The organism is Vibrio sp. 10N.222.49.A3, assembly GCF_041475145.1.
Lineage (GTDB): Bacteria > Pseudomonadota > Gammaproteobacteria > Enterobacterales > Vibrionaceae > Vibrio > Vibrio tasmaniensis_A.
In genome coordinates this window covers 1-20,164 of sequence record NZ_JBFRVM010000038.1, presented here as the reverse complement: position 1 = coordinate 20,164, position 20,164 = coordinate 1, and the positions used below count along the sequence as shown (strand labels likewise).

24 protein-coding genes and 1 pseudogene are annotated in these 20,164 nt (G+C 43.7%); 10 read left to right on the top strand and 15 right to left on the bottom strand.

Translation table 11 applies throughout. The features are described from left to right. Nucleotides 1–126 precede the first annotated feature (126 nt). Nucleotides 127–1,905 (bottom strand): aspartate--tRNA ligase, encoded by a 1,779-nt coding sequence (aspS, locus tag AB4589_RS07950; RefSeq protein WP_372100044.1) that lies wholly within the window; start codon nt 1,903–1,905, stop codon nt 127–129. A 525-nt stretch (nt 1,906–2,430) separates the two neighbouring features. On the opposite strand from aspS, the gene AB4589_RS07945 reads away from it, so the two are divergent. Continuing rightward, nucleotides 2,431–2,787 carry a hypothetical protein gene (locus tag AB4589_RS07945; RefSeq protein ID WP_372100042.1) on the top strand — a complete coding sequence of 119 codons (357 nt, stop codon included), beginning with the start codon at nt 2,431–2,433 and terminating at the stop codon, nt 2,785–2,787. Nucleotides 2,788–2,875: 88 nt separating this feature from the next. Here AB4589_RS07945 and folM read toward each other — a convergent pair whose 3' ends face one another. From folM to folK, 4 genes are all read right to left on the bottom strand, one after another. Next, the gene (folM, locus tag AB4589_RS07940; RefSeq protein ID WP_009846990.1) at nt 2,876–3,592 is read right to left on the bottom strand and encodes a dihydromonapterin reductase; all 717 of its coding nucleotides are present in this window, start codon (nt 3,590–3,592) and stop codon (nt 2,876–2,878) included. Beyond that, entirely contained in the window at nt 3,589–4,227 is a 639-nt protein-coding gene (folE, locus tag AB4589_RS07935) for a GTP cyclohydrolase I FolE (protein ID WP_009846989.1), read from the bottom strand. Before folE ends, folM begins: the two co-directional genes overlap by 4 nt. A 17-nt stretch (nt 4,228–4,244) precedes the next feature. Continuing rightward, entirely contained in the window at nt 4,245–4,616 is a 372-nt protein-coding gene (gene folX / locus AB4589_RS07930) for a dihydroneopterin triphosphate 2'-epimerase (RefSeq protein ID WP_372100040.1), read from the bottom strand. A 142-nt stretch (nt 4,617–4,758) separates the two neighbouring features. Beyond that, nucleotides 4,759–5,256: a 2-amino-4-hydroxy-6-hydroxymethyldihydropteridine diphosphokinase gene (gene folK / locus AB4589_RS07925; RefSeq protein WP_372100039.1), complete on the bottom strand. Its 498-nt coding sequence runs from the start codon at nt 5,254–5,256 to the stop codon at nt 4,759–4,761. A gap of 169 nt (nt 5,257–5,425) precedes the next feature. Here folK and AB4589_RS07920 point away from each other — a divergent pair, with 169 nt between their 5' ends. After that, nucleotides 5,426–5,764 (top strand): hypothetical protein, encoded by a 339-nt coding sequence (locus tag AB4589_RS07920; protein WP_009846986.1) that lies wholly within the window; start codon nt 5,426–5,428, stop codon nt 5,762–5,764. A gap of 191 nt (nt 5,765–5,955) precedes the next feature. On the opposite strand, the gene AB4589_RS07915 is transcribed toward AB4589_RS07920, so the two are convergent. Both AB4589_RS07915 and AB4589_RS07910 read right to left on the bottom strand, forming a co-directional pair. Then, nucleotides 5,956–6,963 carry a tetratricopeptide repeat protein gene (locus tag AB4589_RS07915; protein WP_372100037.1) on the bottom strand — a complete coding sequence of 336 codons (1,008 nt, stop codon included), beginning with the start codon at nt 6,961–6,963 and terminating at the stop codon, nt 5,956–5,958. Nucleotides 6,964–7,248: 285 nt separating this feature from the next. Next, nucleotides 7,249–7,704, bottom strand: a complete 456-nt coding sequence (locus tag AB4589_RS07910) for an Lrp/AsnC family transcriptional regulator (RefSeq protein WP_012604166.1) — start codon at nt 7,702–7,704, stop codon at nt 7,249–7,251. Nucleotides 7,705–7,846: 142 nt separating this feature from the next. On the opposite strand from AB4589_RS07910, the gene AB4589_RS07905 reads away from it, so the two are divergent. Then, a complete protein-coding gene (locus tag AB4589_RS07905; RefSeq protein ID WP_372100035.1) occupies nt 7,847–9,658 on the top strand; it encodes a PLP-dependent transferase in 1,812 nt (603 codons plus the stop codon). 158 nt (nt 9,659–9,816) lie between these two features. On the opposite strand, the gene AB4589_RS07900 is transcribed toward AB4589_RS07905, so the two are convergent. After that, nucleotides 9,817–10,320: a YcxB family protein gene (locus AB4589_RS07900; protein ID WP_371704787.1), complete on the bottom strand. Its 504-nt coding sequence runs from the start codon at nt 10,318–10,320 to the stop codon at nt 9,817–9,819. A 279-nt stretch (nt 10,321–10,599) separates the two neighbouring features. On the opposite strand from AB4589_RS07900, the gene AB4589_RS07895 reads away from it, so the two are divergent. Further along, a complete protein-coding gene (locus AB4589_RS07895; RefSeq protein WP_017088152.1) occupies nt 10,600–11,046 on the top strand; it encodes a NifB/NifX family molybdenum-iron cluster-binding protein in 447 nt (148 codons plus the stop codon). Continuing rightward, nucleotides 11,043–11,240: a (Na+)-NQR maturation NqrM gene (gene nqrM, locus AB4589_RS07890; RefSeq protein ID WP_009846971.1), complete on the top strand. Its 198-nt coding sequence runs from the start codon at nt 11,043–11,045 to the stop codon at nt 11,238–11,240. Before AB4589_RS07895 ends, nqrM begins: the two co-directional genes overlap by 4 nt. 64 nt (nt 11,241–11,304) lie before the next feature. Here nqrM and AB4589_RS07885 read toward each other — a convergent pair whose 3' ends face one another. Beyond that, nucleotides 11,305–11,583 carry a DUF134 domain-containing protein gene (locus AB4589_RS07885; protein ID WP_009846970.1) on the bottom strand — a complete coding sequence of 93 codons (279 nt, stop codon included), beginning with the start codon at nt 11,581–11,583 and terminating at the stop codon, nt 11,305–11,307. Between the two features lie 44 nt (nt 11,584–11,627). Between AB4589_RS07885 and AB4589_RS07880 the strand changes: the two genes are divergently transcribed. Continuing rightward, a complete protein-coding gene (locus AB4589_RS07880; RefSeq protein WP_017099735.1) occupies nt 11,628–12,119 on the top strand; it encodes a PaaI family thioesterase in 492 nt (163 codons plus the stop codon). Here AB4589_RS07880 and AB4589_RS07875 read toward each other — a convergent pair. From AB4589_RS07875 to AB4589_RS07860, 4 genes are all read right to left on the bottom strand, one after another. Next, nucleotides 12,100–12,303, bottom strand: coding sequence for a hypothetical protein (locus AB4589_RS07875; RefSeq protein WP_012604160.1), 204 nt, complete (start codon nt 12,301–12,303; stop codon nt 12,100–12,102). The genes AB4589_RS07880 and AB4589_RS07875 overlap by 20 nt on opposite strands. 317 nt (nt 12,304–12,620) lie before the next feature. Continuing rightward, on the bottom strand, nt 12,621–12,764 hold the full coding sequence (locus AB4589_RS07870) for a hypothetical protein (RefSeq protein WP_009846967.1): 144 nt from the start codon (nt 12,762–12,764) through the stop codon (nt 12,621–12,623). Between the two features lie 26 nt (nt 12,765–12,790). Next, nucleotides 12,791–13,066 carry an HU family DNA-binding protein gene (locus AB4589_RS07865; RefSeq protein WP_009846966.1) on the bottom strand — a complete coding sequence of 92 codons (276 nt, stop codon included), beginning with the start codon at nt 13,064–13,066 and terminating at the stop codon, nt 12,791–12,793. Between the two features lie 392 nt (nt 13,067–13,458). Further along, nucleotides 13,459–14,154: a VC0807 family protein gene (locus AB4589_RS07860; protein ID WP_017096977.1), complete on the bottom strand. Its 696-nt coding sequence runs from the start codon at nt 14,152–14,154 to the stop codon at nt 13,459–13,461. Between the two features lie 435 nt (nt 14,155–14,589). On the opposite strand from AB4589_RS07860, the gene AB4589_RS07855 reads away from it, so the two are divergent. Continuing rightward, nucleotides 14,590–15,306 (top strand): DUF1826 domain-containing protein, encoded by a 717-nt coding sequence (locus AB4589_RS07855; RefSeq protein WP_102258556.1) that lies wholly within the window; start codon nt 14,590–14,592, stop codon nt 15,304–15,306. A gap of 86 nt (nt 15,307–15,392) precedes the next feature. Here the strand turns inward: AB4589_RS07855 and AB4589_RS07850 are convergent. After that, nucleotides 15,393–16,015: pseudogene (locus AB4589_RS07850) on the bottom strand (cytochrome b/b6 domain-containing protein). A 168-nt stretch (nt 16,016–16,183) separates the two neighbouring features. On the opposite strand from AB4589_RS07850, the gene AB4589_RS07845 reads away from it, so the two are divergent. The 3 genes from AB4589_RS07845 (at nt 16,184) to AB4589_RS07835 (ending at nt 19,291) form a co-directional block, all read left to right on the top strand. Next, nucleotides 16,184–16,699 (top strand): cytochrome c, encoded by a 516-nt coding sequence (locus AB4589_RS07845; RefSeq protein WP_017096975.1) that lies wholly within the window; start codon nt 16,184–16,186, stop codon nt 16,697–16,699. Nucleotides 16,700–16,783: 84 nt separating this feature from the next. Beyond that, on the top strand, nt 16,784–16,927 hold the full coding sequence (locus AB4589_RS07840) for a hypothetical protein (protein WP_017096974.1): 144 nt from the start codon (nt 16,784–16,786) through the stop codon (nt 16,925–16,927). A 477-nt stretch (nt 16,928–17,404) separates the two neighbouring features. After that, the gene (locus AB4589_RS07835; RefSeq protein ID WP_122046683.1) at nt 17,405–19,291 is read left to right on the top strand and encodes a methyl-accepting chemotaxis protein; all 1,887 of its coding nucleotides are present in this window, start codon (nt 17,405–17,407) and stop codon (nt 19,289–19,291) included. Nucleotides 19,292–19,397: 106 nt separating this feature from the next. Here AB4589_RS07835 and AB4589_RS07830 read toward each other — a convergent pair whose 3' ends face one another. Continuing rightward, complete coding sequence (locus tag AB4589_RS07830; RefSeq protein ID WP_012604152.1) at nt 19,398–19,799, bottom strand: ACT domain-containing protein; 402 nt, start codon at nt 19,797–19,799, stop codon at nt 19,398–19,400. Between the last annotated feature and the right edge of the window lie 365 nt (nt 19,800–20,164).

Genomic DNA, 20,164 nt, shown 5'->3' with positions numbered 1-20,164 from the left:
ATCGAACGCAAAAAAAAATGCCCGTCAAATTAACGGGCATTTTCTAATTTACTCACAAATCTTGGCTAATTAATTAAGAGCTCTCTATCAACTAGGATCTCTTCATCAACAAGAAAGATAACAGGCTTACGCTTGCTCTTTCTTCTCTGCCAATTTAACAGCGATTGCTAGCTCTTCCAGTGATGCTGGGTTTGCTAGGCTTGGCGCATCTGTTAGCAGACATGCTGCAGCTGTTGTTTTCGGGAATGCGATAACATCACGGATGTTCTCTGTACCACAAAGAAGCATAGCTAGACGGTCAAGACCGAATGCTAGACCTGCGTGTGGTGGCGTACCGTACTTAAGAGCTTCAAGTAGGAAGCCGAACTTCTCTTGTTGCTCTTTAGCTTCGATACCTAGGATAGCGAATACAGCCGTTTGCATTTCTGCGCTGTGAATACGTACCGAACCGCCGCCTACTTCGTAGCCGTTGATTACCATGTCGTATGCATCAGAGTTTGCTGCTGCTGGATTCGCTATTAGCTCTTCCGCGCTCACACCTAGTGGTGATGTGAATGGGTGGTGCATTGCGTGTAGGTTACCTTCGCCGTCTTCTTCGAACATTGGGAAATCAATAACCCACAGTGGAGCCCACGCTTTCTTGTCTGTTAGCTCTAAGTCATCACCTAGCTTGATACGAAGTGCGCCCATTGCTTCAGCAACGATGCCCGCTTTGTCTGCGCCAAACAGAATGATATCGCCAGATTCAGCTTGAGTGCGATCTAAAATACCGTTGATTACGTCTTCGCTTAGGAACTTAGCAACTGGAGATTGAATACCTTCCATGCCTGCAGCACGGTCGTTAACCTTCATCCAAGCTAGGCCTTTCGCGCCGTAGATGTTTACGTGTTCAGCGTAACCGTCAATTTGCTTACGAGTTAGCTTAGCACCACCTGGAACACGGATAACTGCTACGCGACCTTTTTCGTCGTTAGCTGGGCCAGAGAACACCTTGAATTCAACGTCTTTAACCAAGTCAGCAACGTCCACTAGCTCTAGTGGGTTACGTAGATCTGGCTTATCAGAACCGAAACGACGAATCGCTTCAGAGAAAGGCATTACTGGGAATTGACCTAGTTCAACATCTAGAAGTTCTTTCCACATATCGTGAACAAGCTTCTCAGTTACGTTACGTACTTCTTGAGAAGTCATGAAAGATGTTTCGATATCGATTTGAGTAAATTCAGGCTGACGGTCAGCACGTAAATCTTCATCACGGAAACATTTAACGATTTGGTAGTAACGGTCAAAACCAGACATCATCAGCAGTTGCTTGAACAGCTGAGGAGATTGAGGAAGTGCGTAGAAGCTACCTTTGTGAACACGGCTTGGTACTAGGTAGTCACGAGCGCCTTCAGGTGTCGCTTTCGTTAGTACTGGCGTTTCGATGTCTAGGAATAGGTTCTCGTCTAGGAAACGACGAACGAAGCTAGAAGCACGCGCACGAAGCTTGATACGGTCGCTCATTTCTGGACGACGAAGATCGATGTAACGGTACTTAAGACGCTGCTCTTCAGAGTTCGTTTGGTTGAAGTCTAGTGGAAGCGCTTCTGAACGGTTGATGATCTCAAGGCCAGTTGCGTAAAGCTCAACTTCACCCGTCGCCATATCTTTATTTACTTGGCTGTCCGGACGAACGCGTACTTCACCAGTAAACTTGATACAGAATTCATTACGCAGTTGGTTAGCGATCGGGAAGATATCTTTCATATCTGGATCGACAACAACCTGAACGACGCCTTCACGATCTCGCATATCGATAAAGATAAGACCGCCTAAATCACGGCGACGGTTTACCCAGCCGCACAACTCTACAGTTTGTCCCGCCAGGGACTTGTTCAGGTTACCACAGTAATGGGTACGCATAATGAATTTCCCAATCTCTTAATTATTTACTAATTTCCAAGCTGTCAGTGGTCATTCCACACAACAGAGCAAAGGAACATTTATACGCGGAAACTCGCTTAAAATCGACCTTCCACATTCGAATTTATTGTGTTTTATCTGGCTTTGCTGATTTTTAGCCCATCAAGTGCGCAAAGATTCATCAAAACCGAAAAAATTGCGATAATTATATCTCGAAAGTACCTTAATCAGCAAAACTCTCGTAAAGTAGATTTTAGGGCGCGTTGACCTTTCGTGGTTAAATTTTGTTCGAGATAAAAGCGTTTTAATCGCGGCGAGGGAGAAGTAGCCTAGTCATTCTAAGCAAATCTCCCTCAACAAAGAGTAAAACGCTTTTAGCCGAACCCTTCGGGCAGCGTTTGCTGGTCATTTCTACTACGTTATCGGCTTCTCATGTAGGCTAGCTACACATCGATGCCTCTGCCTTGTATAAATACCCAGCAACTCGCTGCAAAAATCAGCTCGAAAGATCAACACGCCCTAATTATGGAAACTGAACTAAAAGAGCTTGAACTCAACGAGCTTATGGCAACAAAAGATGTCATCGTGCTCACCAGCTCAGAAGCAACTGCCGTATCTTGGTTGATAGAGTGTTATCAAGAGAACGCCGATATCCAGATTATCGAGAGCGCACACCAGCTAGATACTGAAGCGGTTTTGGCGCAATGCCGAGACTGCCTGAGTGAAAGTAAAAAGGTCATCCTCACCGCGCAGTTTCGTAGCCAGCTTCCTATTATCAATATCGCTTCACTGTGTAATGAGAAGCGTAAATCACTAATCAATATTGAGTTGTTAGGCTGGGATGAAGAGACTCGCCTTCCTCAGTCTTATACTAGTTTCTAGGTCATAGCAGTTTCTAGCTTATAACGGTTTCTAGTTAACCGCATTCGCTATATAGCAGCAGTTTTAGGTAGCAGACAATGTAAGCGCATTACTTCAAATGTCTGCCGCCATCAAGGTGCAAAGTTCTTCCTGTCATGTAGTGACTGGCCAACACAAACTTGATGCCATCTATTATTTCCTCAAAGCCCGCTTCTGTGGGAATCAGAGCTTTCTGCAGCGCTTTGGTCTTGTATGCCTCATCGTCATGCTCATTAAACTTAATCATGGCTGGAGAGAGGGTATTTACTTTGACCTTGGGAGCCAGCATCGCTGAAAACGATAGCGTTAGGTTGTTGAGCGCCGCTTTACTGGCCGCGTAAGCAATGTGTTTTTTACTGCCTTTTTCTGCAACGTAGTCACTGATGTGGATGATGTCTGAAGTTTGATCGCCAGATATCAGTTGGTCTTTGAGTGTTAAATTGAACAGATAAGGCACGGTAGCGTGAATCGTCATCATCTGGTGCATGATGTGTGATGCATTTTCACTGGGATCTTTCTTGCTCTCAGGTTTCCAGTCCGAAGCGTTGTGTATGACGGCTCTGAGTGTCTTATATTCTTGACCAACATAATCAAGAAAGCCCTCTAAGCTGCTTTGTTGATAAAAGTCTACTTGCTGCAAGTCGGCTCCATTGTCGCGCAACCGTTGCAGTTGAGGATAGTCGCTGCGGTAAGTGCCAACCACTTTGTATCCATCCGCTATAAGTTGCTGCGCCAATGCGAATCCGAGTCGCTTTCCCACGCCGGTTATCAATATCGTTTCACTCATCGTAAAAACTCAGCTCTGGTTTGAGGGTTAGTTTTGAAAATACCACCGAGAGCGGTTGTTGAGGTTTCAGAGTTTGCATCCATGACGCCTCTGGATTTAACGCAATAGTGCGTGGCTTTAATCGTCACGGCCACGTTTTCTGTCTCTACTAGAGTCTGTATCGCGACTAGGATTTGCTGAGTAAGGCGTTCTTGTACCTGAGGACGCTGAGCAAAGAATCGAACGATACGGTTTATTTTAGACAGCCCAAGAATCTTGTTTTCAGGTATATAAGCCACTTCCGCTAAACCATCGATGGTAATGAAGTGGTGTTCGCACGTCGACGTTAAATCGATATCCGATACCTTGACCATTTCATCAACCGACATTTTGTTTTCTATAACACTGATTTTCGGGAAGTTATCGTAATCGAGCCCTGAAAATATCTCATGGACGTACATCTTTGCAATGCGATGAGGTGTTTCAGCAAGGCTGTCATCGGTTAAATCCAGTCCAAGCGTACTGACCACTTCCGTCAACAGTCCTTTGATGCGGTTGTACTTCTGGTTGGGGTTCATTTCGCTCTCTGTCATTGGAGTTTCAAGTCCTCTTGCGAGCAAAGCTTCTCTTACTTTTTCGGCTTCTGTATTCAGCATGACGCACTCCTTATTAATTAGTTTTCGAGTTCTGCTTCATAGCTCAGGGTGAGCGAAACGGAATCAGCGAAGCGAAGAGCATGAGGCTTGTCAATTCTCACTTGAGCGTATTTCACCCATGAGTGATCGATACAAATGCCGAGTACGTCGCTGGTCAATTTTTCCAAAAGCAGAAACCTTCCGGATTCGACGTGTTGAATGATCTTCTTGCAGATATTTTTGTAGTTGAGTGCGTTCTCCACATCATCAGAGAGGCAAAGGTTGTTAGCGGGGTAGTGGATTTCTGCGTTGATAACGATGTCTTGCTGCTTAGACTTTTCTTCTTCGTTGAAGCCGATGAAGGTTCTTAGTCTGAGGTTCGTAATAGTGATAATGGCGTTGTGATTCATAACAGTGTCCAATCCTTAGAAAGTGAAGTCAGTTACGTGCTTGTTTTAAGAAAAGATCAGTAAAGCTCAGGTGATTAAGAGTTCAGTCGTTCCTTTAGCCGTTGTTCATTTTGTAGCCGTTCTTTTTTCAGTCATGGAAAGGCTAAGTGAAACTGACCTGGAAAGGGATGGGTTCGGTTTTTTGGCTCAATTGATCGAAGCTTTCCCAGAGCTGCTGAAATGAGATGTCTAGAGTGGGGTGGCGTTCTTGCGCGGCAATATCGACTAACGGTCTGAGTACAAATGCGTACTCGGTGATTTCGCCTCTAGGCAGCTCTACGCCATCAATAATGCCGACTTGATTACCATAAAGAAGGATGTCGATATCCATCGTGCGTGAAGCATAGGCTTTGGTCTGACGCTTGCGATCATTCTTTGCTTCGATTTGATGTAGAACCTGAACCAGTTCAGCGACAGGGAGGTCACATTCAAACCCAACGACAAGGTTTAGGAAGTTGTCCCCCTCGAAACCGACAGGCTCGCAATCGTAGAAATTAGAAATGTGCAGCGGTGCAAAGCGGTCATTCAATGCTTTGAGAGACTCTGTGACGTGGTGTTCGCGGTTAATGTTGCTTCCGATGCTGACGTAGACGTTGGCCATAGTTTTCCTTCCTTTTAAGGAGCCTATACGTCCAACTCGCGAGGAAGATCAGCTATGTATCCTCTTAGAGGTTGGAGGACAAAAGAAAATACGGTTCTGCCGCAAATCGCGTCTGATAGTGATAGAATCCCTGCATCAGAATTATCGAGAATCTAGGTATTTATAGACAATGTTTATCCATCACGTTAACGGCATCGACTGGCTGGTGATTACAGCTTTTGAAGAACTGAAAACTATGTTTATCGAAGATGCAGGCCCAATCCCATCTTACTTCTCGACCGCCAGTGAATTGAGCCTGATTGATCAAGCCAAGCGCAGCTATGGATTTTTACCTAAACTCCGCGGTGTGATCACCGATACCGGCACGTATCAAAGTGAAAATCTTGACGAAGATTTGAACCCACAGCTTGCGTGCATCGTTGAAGGGAGAGGTCGAGTGTTTATCTATCACGGCGACTATGTGGCTTTTGTCGATGACGAGCAAACCTTCATTACTCGAATGGACTGAGAGTGATTCAGTGGGTTTGGAGCGGTTGATTGGTTAATTGATTAATTGATTGCGAATAAGCTGCTCTGTAGATAAAACTAAGGCCTCGCGTGTGCGAGGCCTTAGTTTTGAGGCTATTACAATAAACCGATCTCTAACAGATAATTGGATAGAAGTGTTCTAGTCCATGACAATTAGAGTCGTTACTGTCCTTACCAGATATCTTCGATTAAAGAGTCTTTAAGCTGCTCAGCTGCGGCAATGTTTTCTTTCGACATGTACTGTTTCACGTCTATTATCTCTTTCTCTGCATCCGAGTTACCGTATTCCTGTGCGACTTCAAACCATGCTAGCGCTTTAACAAAATCGCTCCATGTACCGTGACCATTACGGTAGGCGTAACCAACGGAATATTGACCATAATCGTTGCCCTGCATTGCGGCGTGAGTGTAATACTCTAATGCTTTTTTTGCGTCTGTAGTTTTGAAACCACACGGTTTTTTGTATCGCGTAGAAGAGTAAATATCACCCATCTTCACATAAGAAAGTGTATGTTCATCTTCTTCAATGGCTTTGCTAAATAATTGCATCGCTTTAGAGCAACTCTTTTCAACGCCTTGTCCATTTAGGTAAGAAATACCCAAATTGTACATAGCACTTGCATCGCCTAAGTTAGCCGATTGCTCAAACCAATACGCAGATTTGGAGAAGTCTTGAGTGACGCCTTGACCTTCATCGTATGAAAATGCGAGTTGATACATAGCGTCAGAATACCCCGCTTTTGCAGAAGCTAGGTAATAATCGTTGCCTTTCTTTAGGTCGACAGGTGTACCTTCACCATCAAAATACATTACGCCTAATGAGTAGAGCACATAAGGGTCTTTGCTGGTTTCAGCTTTGTGGTACCAAGCCAGTGCTTTTTCGTATTGCTCTTCGTAGTAATAATTATCTGCCAAGGTAATCATCGCTTTTACCTCACCAGATTCCGCTACTTGATTCATGTACTCATATCCGCGTTGTAAGTTCTCTTCATACATTGAATCTTCAATTAAAAGGTTAGCAGCCTGCATTAGCAATTCGTTATCGCTAGACGTTTCTGCGTTCTTTAAAAGTGCGAGTTCTTCGCCTTCAAAAGCTTCTATCTCAAGATCGTATGCAAAAGTGCTAGCGGATAGCAGCAGCGACAGTGACGTTAAAAAAGTACAACTTTGTTTTATCATTTAAGCCATTTCTTATATTAGTAATGTTTCACATGAATATAACAAAACAGCTTTGAAAATAAAGGAAATTTCGGGATATCGAAAACCGAATTCACGACAATGAGACCTAGGGCATCTCAATATACTGGAAGCAACCAAGACTGGTTAATAAACGTTGACCCAAGCGATTAACTCTATGGCTTAGGCGCGGAAACTAGGTGGCACTGACTCAGTAGCAATGGACAGAGCTCTATATGTGCCGATAATGATCTAGAGGTCTTTAAACCCAAGTTATCGTGACACTCATTACCTGACTGGCAGCTTGGTCTTAGTTTTTACCTGACCGAAGGCGAAGCTGGATTCAATAGAAGCAATATTGGGCAGGCGAGTTAGTTGTTTACGGATGAACTGCTCGTAGCTTTTGAGCGACTCGCTGACTACATGCAATAGGTAGTCGTGATTGCCCGTCATTAGAAAGCACTCTAACACTTCATCAATCACTTCGATGTGCTGTTCAAAGTCTCGCATGTTCTCTTCTGTCGGCTTTTCAAGTTTCACCAACACAAACACATTGACTGGCAGGCCACACGCTTCTTGGTCAACACTGGCGTGATAGCCGCGAATAATCCCTTGTTTCTCTAATGCTCGAACTCGGCGTAAGCAAGGAGAGGGCGACAGTGCTACTCGGTCGGCCAACTCTTGATTAGTCAGCCGAGCGTTGCTTTGCAGTTCAGCCAGTATTTTCTTATCGATCTCATCCATTGGCATATTCCATCAATATTGAATTTAGTTTGGCAATATTATTGCTCAAAGTGTATGTCTTACTTCGTAAATAGCAATTTTTAGCATCTGCACAAAGCTAAAATTAAAGGAGGAACAACCAGCATGGAATGACTTAGGAACTATGAATACTTCAACTCAACTTAGCCCGCTGCGTAAAACTACCAAACACGAACAAGCAGAAGCCCTTGCCATTGAGCAAGCCAAGCATTTTGGTATCGACCCAAACAGTGATTACGGCGTCACGCTTATCGAACTGGCGACGACACTGTACAAAGCCAATACCAAGACACACGATCTTTGGGCATTGACGGTTGATGGCCTTTCAGAGCTCGATAAGAGCGACCGAATCGCTTGGTTTAACGCCAAACGTTTTTTGTCATTCCAGATCGCTAAGATCCTCGACAATCTGCAAAACCCAATGCGCGCCACTTACCAGTCTATTGCCACCAATAATGGTAATTTTGCATCCAAAGGTGCGTATCCTATCTTCGATAATGTCGCTGCTATTTTCTCTGCGAGCCCTGTGATTACACGTACCGCGACCTATTTGTTTGCGTGTACAGAATGGATTGAAGATGCGTTTAATGGTAAGGAGCCGCTGCACGATATTTACTCTCGACTGCTTAACCCAACATCGATTTCACTGGCTAACCACATGGTTGATATTGAGGCAGGCTCTAGAGCCAATGAGTACCTCGCATGGAACTTTAACTCGGGGATGGCCGCTATTGATGGGTTGTTGAGCCATCTACTTGGGTATGAAGACATTGTCTTAGCTTCACGCAATATCTACGGCGGTTCTTACCAACTGTTGGAAGATTGGTTTGGCAAGCCTTCGAACCTGAATGTCGCGGTAGAGTGGGTGGATGGTTACTCCGGGGATGAGTTTGCGACGCGACTTGATGAGGTTGCCGATAAATACGCAGATCGCATCGCTGCGGGTAAGAAAATCTACGTCTACCTAGAGTCACCGTGTAACCCGCATGGACACGTGTTAGATGTTGCTAGTATCAGTAAAGCAGGTCACTCTCGTGGTTGGGATGTGATTGTTGACTCGACAGTGGGCACGCCTTTATTACACCCAGTACTGAAACGTGATGATGTGATGGAAAGACCCGATTATGTTATTCACTCTTACACCAAAGAACTGGCGGGTTCTGGCACCACAACTGCTGGGGTTGTGATTGGCCGTAACGAGACCATGTTTATTCCAAAAGGAGAGGAGGTCACTTTCACCAAACCTAACGGCGATGAGGTCACCATTCCATGGAACGAAACGCTGTTTTGGAATGTGTACTACATTAAGGGCGCATTCCTAGACGCAGACAAAGCGTTTGAAGTGCTCAATGGTATGAAAACGTATGAGATGCGAGTGGTGCAAAAAACGATTAATACCCTGGCTCTGGCGAAGATCTTCGATGCCCACCCAGACATCAATGTGTCATGTCCAGCTTTGCCAGACAGCGATAACTATGAACACTGCCAGAACAACATGTACTTGGGTTTACCAGCGGCGCTTTTCACAATCGATATGGAAGGTAACGGCGACCGTGCACCAATCAATCGAGATGGGTTTAAACAGTTCTTCGACATGCTTGAGCCAGCAATCGGCATGCAAGTGAGCTTAGGGCAAACCAACACCGTGGCCTTGTGCCCAGCACTGACCACGCACTCAGAGCTCAGCGATGAAGCGTTAAATGAAGCAGGCATCAAGCCAACCACAATGCGTATCTCTATCGGCTTGGAAGATCCGCGAATGTTCATCGCTCACATTATCGAGGCCGCCAAATTGTCGATTGACCGTAAACATCTCGACTTCTCATCTAGTTTCCCCTGTGGTGACAGTATCGATGAAATTTATATGCAAACCTACATGGATGTGCATCAGATGTTTGTGAAGAGTTTACCGAAGTTTGAGCAACTTACTCAGTAAGCTGAGTTATTAAGGAAAGGTGACAATCACTTATTTGGTATACGGTGGCCATTGTTGTAGTCCAGTCATGACACTTAGGGTGATGTAAAAATGCCCACCAAGTTGGCAGGCATTAATTGATGCTAATTTGCATAGAAAGCTTAGAAAGCTTAGGAAGCTTAGGAAGCTTTGGATGTTTTGGAAACTTCGTGTTGTTCAATCATGAAGGCAATGGCTTCATCGCTTAAACAAGATTTACTCACATATTGGCGCTGCTTTCCAATATGAAGGATAAAGCCGAGATCGGTCTGTTCAAGTTGGTCGATGTCACGCCAAGCGATAGTATTGGTGGCTTTACGGTTTTTATAACTCACACCATCAGTATCCCCTGAAAAGACCACTTTGCTTCCAGCACCTGAGCTGATTTTTTGTCGCCATAACCACCAGGTTCTCTTGCAATATACACTGAACGCTTCAATCACACTCAAAACGATAAAAAACCAGCCTACGTAGCCACTAGGTAACAGTTCAAACTCCAATAGAACCCAACCAAAAATAAGAAACAAAAATGCCTTTAAATAGGCTTTTGGAAATTGCGTCGGAAGGCTCGTTTGATCATAACACTCTGCGAAAAACGTTTTGTCGAGGATGTATTCTGTGGTGAAACCGGGATCTTTAGGCATGTGTGGCTACTTTGTAGTTCTTTGTTGAGGCGCATTATATCGCTTCACGCTGGTTTGTCTTAGCGGTTTCATTCCCTTTTGTAAATCAATAATACTGAATGCGCTTGTTCATGCCAGAGTCAGTTGTTATTTCAATTGGTGTTAAATGATGTTGTTGAGGATTTACTTCTTAACTTAAGTATCCATTCTGTAAATCTTATTTCTCATACGATGGTTATTGGCATATGCTAGTAATGGGGCGTATTCTGAATTCCTGATTATCAATAACAGGAAGTTACTATGTTATACGCAATACCTTGTCGTGACCTTCATGTCGGCAACCATTTTGCCCGTTCTCCACAGATCGCGATTGTCGATGAGCAACAACAAATAAAGCATCTTATTCCTTTGGTTGAGTCAGACAGCCCGTGCAATAAGAAGAAGCAATGGATGTCCGTCGTTAAATCTTATGATGTGAAAGCTGTTGTGGTTCGTCACATCGGGAAGAAAATGCTGTCGCACTTGTTCAATCATGATGTTCGCGTTTTTACATCTAAAGGAAAAGCCGAAGTTACCACTCTGGATTTTAGCAATCTACAAGAAGTAACCGACCTCGATTATGGTCGCGAGTCGCGAAATAGCGGGTGTAGCAATAAAACGTGCGGCGAGAAAGGGCACAAAAAACAAGCTTCGATTTTAATGGCACAGCCTAATCAGCTAGGCGCTATTCGAGGGTTCCGTAAATGACCTTTTTGTTGACGCTATTGGGGTTTGTCGGAGTCGTTACACTGATGGCGATAGGCGTGATTTTTTCGCGCAAGCCAATCAAAGGCAGTTGTGGAGGACTCGCACAGTTAGACATTGAGCGCGAATGCAATTGCAAGGATGTGTGTGAAGGGCAAAGCCGAAAGTTGTATCAGATTACTGAGCCATCAAGCTAAGTATCAAGTTAAGTATCAAGAGTTCTCGCTCGCTGAGTTAAATAACTTCTGGCTAACACGTGAATTAACTGCCTTGAATCACCAACGCATGGCCGTTGACGATGCACTTGGCGACTTTGGCTCTTGCACGCTTGATGATGTTGCCGAACGTTTGGCGAGACACCTGCATCTGCTCGGCGGCTTCAAGCTGGCTCAATCCTTCTTGATCAGCTAAGCGTAAGGCTTCTAACTCTTCTAATAGCAATTCTTCTTTATGAAGCTCGTCCATAGGAACGCCATTAGGCTTAAAACATGAGTAAGCCGCACGGGTACATAATTGACGATGTTTTTTTGGTCGAGCCATATCTATCTCTAGGAATCTAAGGGTTCACAGGAATAAGGGTAAGTATGAAGGTTTTCATTCCTCACAACCATCGCCGTTGCCAAGTGTGCAGCCAAGGTTTTTTCACAGACAGTCCCATTTGTTTTGAAGCTATTGGCGAAGGTGAGACTTTGGCTCAGTACGAAACGCTAGCTAAGCATGAAACGCCAGTTAAGCATGAAAATTTAGCTAAGTATGAAGCTATAGCCAAGATTGTACCAACAGATAAAGCTGAGGGCTACGACGGTATTATGCAGGGGGGCATTGTTACTGCGTTACACGACAGCGCGATGTTGTATTGCTTGTTCCATAACAATATCAATGCGATGACGGTGAGTTTAACTTCTCGCTTTCACCATCCAATCGCCATTGGTCAGGAACTCGAAATTCGCGCTCAATGGGTGAAAAGCAGACGTAATCTTTATTTCCTCGAAAGCCAAATTACGCAGTGCGGGAAGTTATGTTCGTCGGCAAAGAGCCAGTTCATGTCAGCACCGCCTAGATTTGATCTGAACTAGAAGCTTTGTTCTTTTTGAAGTATTTGAACGCTGTCCAGACGGCATAAGCCGAAACACCTACGATCAACGCTGAGCGGAGTAGAATAGGTGCATCATGCTCAAGTTGACTAACATGCGGCACAATACTAGCGAACAATCGACTGGTAAAAAGCAGCCCCATTACTAACATAACAATTTTATTCATGTGACCTGCCGTTCAATAGGGTACGTTGCACAGAAACAGTTATGGGGTGGGTTACACGGCCAAAAAACTATTCTGCTCGAAATAAAATCATGCGCTTCTCAAGCTTGGTCGTCAACGCGATATCAGCTTAAAGCCAGTAAGCTAAAGTTTCGTTTTTGAAAGCGAGGGGGATTGCAAGTGAAGAGGGGATTGAAAGGGGGAAGAAGAGTGATCCGCTAGGGCTTGTTCTTCAAACTAAAATGCCACCGCAAATCTGCAGTGGCATTTGAATGACAACAAACCATCATGTAAATCTTTAATTACAGCTCTAACACATACTACAGCTCTAACAGTTTGGCTAATTCACGCTCTTCGAGCAGCTCTTCAATGCGTTGACGAGCCTTAGGCCCTTCTGCTTGTGCTTTGGTTGACTTGCCGGCTTTTTTACTGCGGCTCGTTTTTGTTTTTTCCTTAGTTGTCATCGGTAACCTTCCTTGTATTTTCTATCTTACAGGTTGCATGTCTCTTTTAGTGCTTTACCTGCTTTAAATGCTGGTGTTTTTGACGCTGAGATTTGAATCTCTTCTCCAGTTCTTGGATTGCGACCAGTGCGAGCAGCGCGGCTATTCACTTTAAAGCTACCAAATCCAAGGATAGATACATCGTCGCCATTAGCAAGCGTAGTCGAGATGCCTTCAACGAGCGCATTGAGTGCTGTGCCTGCTTGCTCTTTTGAGATGTCAGCAGAAGTTGCGATGTGTTCAACTAATTGAGATTTGTTCATGTTTTAAATTCCTTGTCGAGTTCGTCTGGCGTTTGGTTTTTGCAAACTATTGGTTAAATATGACCAATATGAACTGAAGTTATGTCATTGCTAGGATTGAACTTTGTAAAGTAACAAACGAAGTTGATTATAAAAACATATCACGCCTCATTCAATGCAAATCATTGACTATTACTTGTTTTCGGCCAGTTATGGACAGTGAGTCATGAAAATGAACATCGTTTTGTTTAAATTAATTCATGATATCAATTGAAAGTTAATATTTTGCTGTATGTAGAACAGACAAAAAAGCCCAGCGTGTGTGCTGGGCTCATGCTTTTTTGAAGCAATCTGTTTTTTAAAGCAATCGAGTATTTGAAGTGGTTTTGTACTCGGAGCTAACGCAACGAAAATTATTTAGTAATAAAGATCTGTTCCGTTTTTAGCGAAGTCATCGAGCGAACTTGGCGCCAAATGTAGTAGAAGATACCTAACATCATCAACATACTTGGTATAGCGATGGCCGGGTAGCTGTAAAGTGTCAACTTCCCCAATTCTTCATTAAAAGCTGCAGTACCTGCTGGGCTAGTCACAATCCAAGTCGCTAGAAAGTAGTTCATCGCAGAAGAAAATGCGAAGGTACTAGCGAATAGGTAGTTTGACTTCATTAGGCAACGATTAAACTCTGCTTGGTTACCAAACTCTCTTAAACGCTCTTCGATTAGAGATATGTTTAACAGTGCAGGCGTGAAGATAACTTTTTGGATAAACGGGTAGCGAGTGAAGGTTGAGCCAAGAACCGCTAAACCAATTAGGCCGGGTATTAATGCTTCTTTTAATGCTAACCAACGAGTATCAAGTTCGAAGAAGCCGATACCGCCGGTTAATAATACGCTGACAAAGCCAAGTGCCGCGATGAAGTTAAACTTCTTGTTGCGGACTAACTCCATACCACCGTAAGCAATAGGGAAGGCAAGCGCGACAAGTAGTGCTAAGCCAGTTCCTAGGTGTTCCTCTCCACTGAACTTCATTAAGATGAATGAAGGAAGAAAGACGTTAAATACGACTTCGAAAAGAGGACTCGATTTTTTGTTTTCTGTGCTGCTCATAATTTCTAAATACATTATGTTATGGATTTATTCTCAGGGATTGTTGTTTACCTCGCTCAAGATGTAAAGCCTTAAGACGTCATGCTGTGTAACGACATGTGACATCAACGACATCTCTGAACTTATAGAACGCGTAATTCAACACTTTCGTGTCTGAGTTCTCGATTAACTTGGGGCTTATGGTGTGAAAGCCGTTGCTTGCTGAGTCAATTTATATGAACGCCATAGCTAAGCTTTCGCGTTTTTCTGCAGTGATCCACATTCATCAAGTTACCTAAGGCTGCAAACGCATATCCATATAATTGGAAACATGTATGCCAAGTTGCTTGTGATATTTGGGTTATGTTATAACATAACCCAAATATCACTCTTACTGAGAATAACGTTCGTATCGGTAAGAGGAAAACAACAAGCATGTATCAAGGAGATGACGTAATGAATGCCGTGTTAACGAAACCTGTGACAACCGATAATAATCAGCCACTTAACATTGGTTCTGCTGCAAGTATCAAGGTTCATGCGAATCATGCTCCATGCTATAGCGCTTCTGAGCAGCCAACGGTACTGGCAGACATCTATCAAAGCAATGTCAATATTGCGATTTGGCAGCGTACATTTGATGAAGATTTAACAATGGCAATCAGTGAATTTATCGCCTTGAATCCAAACTTCAGTAAATCTATGAGCCTGTCTCCAGACAACGCCTATGAGAAATTGGAGTTTGCTACCGACGAAACCGCATCTAAAGCACTACTAGAAAACATGGTAGAGCTGGTGGATATGTTCTGTTGTTTGTTTGATCTTGAAGAAGTAGGGCTCCGTTTAGCGGTTCTGAATAAAGCGATGTGTCCACGCTTCCATGTTGACCAAGTCCCTTGCCGTTTAGTGACTACCTATCATGGTGTTGCCACTCAATGGCTGCCAAACGACTTGGTCGACCGTACGAAGCTAGGAAGAGGGAGTAACGGAAAGCCAGATTCAGAGTCAGGCTTGTACAGTCATGAGTCGGATATCGAGCAACTTTCGAGTGGTGATGTGGCATTGCTTAAAGGGGAGCGATGGAGTGGCAACGAAAACGCGGGTCTGGTGCATTGCTCACCCGTAACTTCATTTAACGAGACGCGATTGTTGCTGACGTTAGATTTTGGTTAGTCGCGCTCTATTCGCGAGACGATTTTTAGAAGTCGTCGGCTTACCCCTTTTGTACATCCGGTTTTATACTCGTCAAACCTATTAATTTACGCCAACACTGTCAGCATAATGATGAGCAGCGCCGCTAAAGCTAGTACGCCTAACGCACGCCATTGAGAAACAAACGCAACACTGCCATTAAGTTCGATTTTTCTTTGGAAGCCAGTGACCATTGCCCAAGTTAATGGTTTTGAGCGTAATTTATAGAACAAAACGGCAAGGACGTGTACCGCAATCAGAGTTGGAAGTACTTTTATCATAGTGAGGTGAATGTTTTCTAATAATGAAAACACGGAGTCATTCAACCAGATATTTGCATAGGGTAAGTGATCAAGAAGCCCAGCTAAGGCTAAACCAGAAACACACTGAATAGTTAAAGCTGTAACAGTGTAACAACCATCCAACCGCCAGCAGGATTATGGCCTGGCTTTTCTTTTTCTTTTCCTAATAAATAACGAACTACTGATTTAGGTGATCGTAAAAACTGTCTGAACCGGCTCGTTTCGCTACCCACCCAACCCCAGACCAATCGCCAAACGATTAATGTCATAAGTGCTAGCCCAAGTTGAACGTGGGGTCCATTACCTGAAATGCCCGATGCCATTAACCCCATGAAAAGCGCCGCTTGCGTCCAATGGTATAGGCGAGTTGATAGATCCCAAATCTTCATAGTTTCACTCTCTCTTTTGTTTATTTAATCTCTGTTCGCTTTACAGTAATTTACACAGCAATAGTTGCAATTGCAACTATTGCTGTGTAAATTGACTTTATCAAGGAAACACAGGCATCAAAGAAACACAGACATCAGAGCAAAACGGAACACCGAAACGAATCATCGATGTCTGTATCGAAACCAGACAACAAAAGCTATATGAAGCGAGGAGAGATCAATATGAACAAGAGAATGATTCACAAGAGATTGGTGAGCCTACTGTGCACTACAACCGTTTTACTTAGTACCCACGCTTGGGCATCACAAGATCATTCGAACCAAATTGAACAGCGCCAATACGCATTTACACAAGTTGAAACCTTGATTGAGCAAGCCAAAGACTTATTAGATGGCAACGATACGAGTTGGCAGGTATTAGAAGAAACGAGTTTAGAGTTAACAGCTCATAGCGAATTGTTACTGACGTCATTTCCGGTGGGCAGCCAAGAGGGAAGTAAAGCTAAAGAGAGTGTGTGGAGTGAGCCTGAAAAATTCGAACGACTACTAAGTCAAATGAATCAAGGGTTCCAAGAACTCTATCAAGGTAGCCAACAAGGTGATGTATCACTGGTGGAATCAGGATTAAAAGCAGCGCAGGCGACTTGCAAAAGCTGCCATCGTTCATATCGCTCACGTTGGTAATAACATTCAGTTCGCTCAATTAACTAACTAACTAACTAACCCCATTTAACCAGTTAAAACTATTTAGCCAAAAAGGAACAAAATATGAAAATGAGTGTGTTTATAACACTAGCCGTTTCAATCATGTTTTCTGCTTTCACAAACGCAGCAGACTATGCCGTTGCTCTAGGCTACGCTGATGTGAATGTTCAACATTTGGGCTACAAACTTTCTGTGACGAACAACTAGTAGTCGTTGGTTGTTGAGTTAGTATTGGGTAAGTGAAAATACAATAACTGACAAAACTAATAGTTAGTAAAGTAATTAAAGCGATTATTAACTAACCCCAACTTCGGTGAAATCTAAGTAATCGAATATAAATATTGATCTGATGGAAATAAGAATGCCGTTGGGTTTAAATGACGAGAAATAAAGGGCTGAACGTTATGTGTTGGGTCCTTTTCTATTTTTCGTCTAGGTAACAACACTATGTTGAGCGTATTTAACTTAATTACCCTTCAACAGGCTGCTCGGTATGATTTCTCATACAATCAATGATTTGATTGGTGAATGTCTCGCTATACGTGCCCCTACTCACATATATTGCTGATATTAACCTTGGATGGTTTATTAATTTATTTTAAAGCGTAAAATAAATGGTGCTTGCAAACCGCATTGGTGACAAATTTGTCACCGCGGTTTTTACTTCCAAATTATAGGTTTCCTATGTTCAAGAAACTCTCGCTTAAAAATAAGCTGGCGATCTCTGCCAGCATGGCCATTATCCTGGGGGGGATTTTGGTCGAGGTATTGTCTTTTCGTGCTTCATTGCAACGGTTAGATATTGAAGTTGAACAGCGCTTAGAAGGTGCATCAGCTTCTTACAATCAATATGTATCGGATTGGATCTTATCCAAAGAACGTGCGCTTACTTCACTTTCGAAGGAGTCAACACAAGAAAGCTTGGTGACTCACCTGAAGCAGGTTCGTGATTCAGGGGCGTTTGATAATGTGTTCTTAGCGTTCCCAGATGGCTCGCAAAAAAATGCGAATGGCGTAGTGTTGCCACCGGGCAATGATGATCCACGCGTATGGGGTTGGTACACCAATGCGGTTGCGAACCCAAGTAAGGTGTTCATGGATAACCCAACGGTTGCCGCGGCAACTGGGGCGAACGTTGTGTCGTTGGGTACTGCAATGCAACTGCATGGCCAGCAGGTCGTTTTGGGGGCCGATGTAGAAATTACCGACATTCTAAACAGCCTTGAAAAAGTGATTCTTCCAGGCGAAGGCTACATGTTTATCGCGACCAACAAAGGCACGGTATACACGCACGCTGATACAAAGTTGCTGAATGAGAACATTAGCTCGCTAGGGCTAGATTTTTCTGATGTACAGAAGGCACTGACTAGCGGTAAAGACACGGCTATCGAGTTAAATGGCAGCGACTATGTTCTGTACGCACGTGCGATTGATGGTACAAGCCTGATTACTATCAGTGTTGTTAATCATGACTCTTTGGTTGCACCGTTATTTGATGCGGTGATCGGTCAAGTGTTGGTGACACTGTTGGTTGTGATTGTATGTACCATATTGTTTAACCTGCTGTGTACTATTCTGTTCCGTCCGTTGAACCATGTGTCTCAAGCACTGGCGCAGATCGCTAATGGTAGTGGTGATTTAACTCAGCGTATTCATGTTGAGAACCAAGATGAAGTAGGAGAACTAGCACAGAACTTCAACACTTTTGTAGGAAGTTTACAGCAGTTGATTGGTCATATTCGTGGGCAATCAGAGCAGCTTAACAGCCAGTCAGAGAAAAGTACTCAGCGAGCGAATCGTTCGGTGGATGAGCTTAATCATCAACAGCAAGAGATCACCATGGTGGCGACGGCTGTAACGGAAATGGCGAGTGCAACGCAAGAGATTGCATCGCATGCTGAGCAAACAGCAAAAGCGGCACAAGACTCTGCGACAAGCACTAATAGCGGTCACGCCCTGGTTGTCGATACCAAAGGTTCTATCAATAACCTTGCCAATGAAGTGAATGAAGCAGGTAATGTGATCAGTGAGCTAAACAAGCATGCTCAAGAGATTTCGACGGTACTTGCTACGATTCAAGGTATTGCAGAGCAAACTAACTTGCTTGCTTTGAATGCTGCGATTGAAGCGGCGCGTGCTGGTGAACAAGGTCGTGGTTTTGCTGTAGTTGCAGATGAAGTACGTGTGCTTTCTCAACGAACTCACTCTTCAACAGAAGAGATAAAGTCAACGATTGATGTTTTACAACGCACAACGGCTCAAGCGGTTGATCTTATGGAGAGCAGCTCGAAACTGGCAATACATTCCGTCGAAGATGCCGACCGAGCTTCACATGCGCTAGAAGAGATCAACACAGCGGTGGCTTTGATTAGTGATATGGCGACTCAAATTGCTACCGCAGCAGAAGAGCAAACGCACGTGACGGGTGAAATTACTCAGAACATTACGACCATTAAAGATGTTACGGACCACTTAGTTGTGGGCGCACAGGACAGCTTAACTGAGTCGAACGAACTTAAGAGCCAAGCCGCTGGTTTAAGTGACAAAGTGGCGACTTTTAAGCTTGCTTAACTGTTTCACTCACTGATGCCTGATCAGTGAGTGATTGTTAAGCAATAAGTCAAAGCGACGTAGATTACGTCGCTTTTTTTGTATTTGTGAGTAATCAAATTATTTATTAATCAGTTTCTGAAAACTCTTTCAGCGCACTCATTGCAGCTTCTGCTTTCTCTTTCTGAACGAAGATATGGTCATGGTAATAACCAGCAATTACGTTGGCGCTAATGCCGTATGAACCTAGCTTGGTGGCAAAAGCCGCTGTTAATCCAACCGCTTCAAGACTCGAGTGGACCGATAAAGTTATCAGGCTAAATACACCGTCGAAGTCTAACTGAGCTTTGGTCGCAACGCCTTCTTCAAGAACCAGTGTTAAACTTTCCTTTTCACGAAAGGTCGCGATTGGTTCGAGTTGAACATAATCTCCCAATCCCCCGTCTACAGTACAAAAAACATAATCACCTTCAATGAGCTCTGGTGACATGGACTTTAGCAGAATGTCTAAATCGGTAATGGCGGTCATCGTCTTTTTCCCTGCGTAATTGCGTTTGTTTATGGTGTTGTATAATGCAGCCAAGATAGAATTTAGTTCTGCATAAGTAAAATTAATAATACTTATTCCACATCAGTATTATTAATGTCGAGATTCCTTCCATCTTGATGGCATCGAACAAGTGCTGAGTGTTGAGATGGAGTGGCACTAAACTCATTATCTCGGCTGTGTTTTAGAACAGCCTGGAGATTGTGTGTTACATTTAAGTTGATACACAACTGGAGATATCGATGATCTGGCTTTCAGTGAAAGTACTACAGATTGGACTTGTCTATGGATACAGGAAGTATCAAAAAACGAAAAGAGCTCCTATGTAGGGTAATGCCGTTCACTTA

Bases quoted from the DNA above. Each gene is read 5' to 3' on its own strand.
- aspS (WP_372100044.1), bottom strand. From the start codon at position 1,905: ATGCGTACCCATTACTGTGGTAACCTGAACAAGTCCCTGGCGGGACAA.
- AB4589_RS07945 (WP_372100042.1), top strand. From the start codon at position 2,431: ATGGAAACTGAACTAAAAGAGCTTGAACTCAACGAGCTTATGGCAACA.
- folM (WP_009846990.1), bottom strand. From the start codon at position 3,592: ATGAGTGAAACGATATTGATAACCGGCGTGGGAAAGCGACTCGGATTC.
- folE (WP_009846989.1), bottom strand. From the start codon at position 4,227: ATGCTGAATACAGAAGCCGAAAAAGTAAGAGAAGCTTTGCTCGCAAGA.
- folX (WP_372100040.1), bottom strand. From the start codon at position 4,616: ATGAATCACAACGCCATTATCACTATTACGAACCTCAGACTAAGAACC.
- folK (WP_372100039.1), bottom strand. From the start codon at position 5,256: ATGGCCAACGTCTACGTCAGCATCGGAAGCAACATTAACCGCGAACAC.
- AB4589_RS07920 (WP_009846986.1), top strand. From the start codon at position 5,426: ATGTTTATCCATCACGTTAACGGCATCGACTGGCTGGTGATTACAGCT.
- AB4589_RS07915 (WP_372100037.1), bottom strand. From the start codon at position 6,963: ATGATAAAACAAAGTTGTACTTTTTTAACGTCACTGTCGCTGCTGCTA.
- AB4589_RS07910 (WP_012604166.1), bottom strand. From the start codon at position 7,704: ATGGATGAGATCGATAAGAAAATACTGGCTGAACTGCAAAGCAACGCT.
- AB4589_RS07905 (WP_372100035.1), top strand. From the start codon at position 7,847: ATGAATACTTCAACTCAACTTAGCCCGCTGCGTAAAACTACCAAACAC.
- AB4589_RS07900 (WP_371704787.1), bottom strand. From the start codon at position 10,320: ATGCCTAAAGATCCCGGTTTCACCACAGAATACATCCTCGACAAAACG.
- AB4589_RS07895 (WP_017088152.1), top strand. From the start codon at position 10,600: ATGTTATACGCAATACCTTGTCGTGACCTTCATGTCGGCAACCATTTT.
- nqrM (WP_009846971.1), top strand. From the start codon at position 11,043: ATGACCTTTTTGTTGACGCTATTGGGGTTTGTCGGAGTCGTTACACTG.
- AB4589_RS07885 (WP_009846970.1), bottom strand. From the start codon at position 11,583: ATGGCTCGACCAAAAAAACATCGTCAATTATGTACCCGTGCGGCTTAC.
- AB4589_RS07880 (WP_017099735.1), top strand. From the start codon at position 11,628: ATGAAGGTTTTCATTCCTCACAACCATCGCCGTTGCCAAGTGTGCAGC.
- AB4589_RS07875 (WP_012604160.1), bottom strand. From the start codon at position 12,303: ATGAATAAAATTGTTATGTTAGTAATGGGGCTGCTTTTTACCAGTCGA.
- AB4589_RS07870 (WP_009846967.1), bottom strand. From the start codon at position 12,764: ATGACAACTAAGGAAAAAACAAAAACGAGCCGCAGTAAAAAAGCCGGC.
- AB4589_RS07865 (WP_009846966.1), bottom strand. From the start codon at position 13,066: ATGAACAAATCTCAATTAGTTGAACACATCGCAACTTCTGCTGACATC.
- AB4589_RS07860 (WP_017096977.1), bottom strand. From the start codon at position 14,154: ATGAGCAGCACAGAAAACAAAAAATCGAGTCCTCTTTTCGAAGTCGTA.
- AB4589_RS07855 (WP_102258556.1), top strand. From the start codon at position 14,590: ATGAATGCCGTGTTAACGAAACCTGTGACAACCGATAATAATCAGCCA.
- AB4589_RS07845 (WP_017096975.1), top strand. From the start codon at position 16,184: ATGTCTGTATCGAAACCAGACAACAAAAGCTATATGAAGCGAGGAGAG.
- AB4589_RS07840 (WP_017096974.1), top strand. From the start codon at position 16,784: ATGAAAATGAGTGTGTTTATAACACTAGCCGTTTCAATCATGTTTTCT.
- AB4589_RS07835 (WP_122046683.1), top strand. From the start codon at position 17,405: ATGTTCAAGAAACTCTCGCTTAAAAATAAGCTGGCGATCTCTGCCAGC.
- AB4589_RS07830 (WP_012604152.1), bottom strand. From the start codon at position 19,799: ATGACCGCCATTACCGATTTAGACATTCTGCTAAAGTCCATGTCACCA.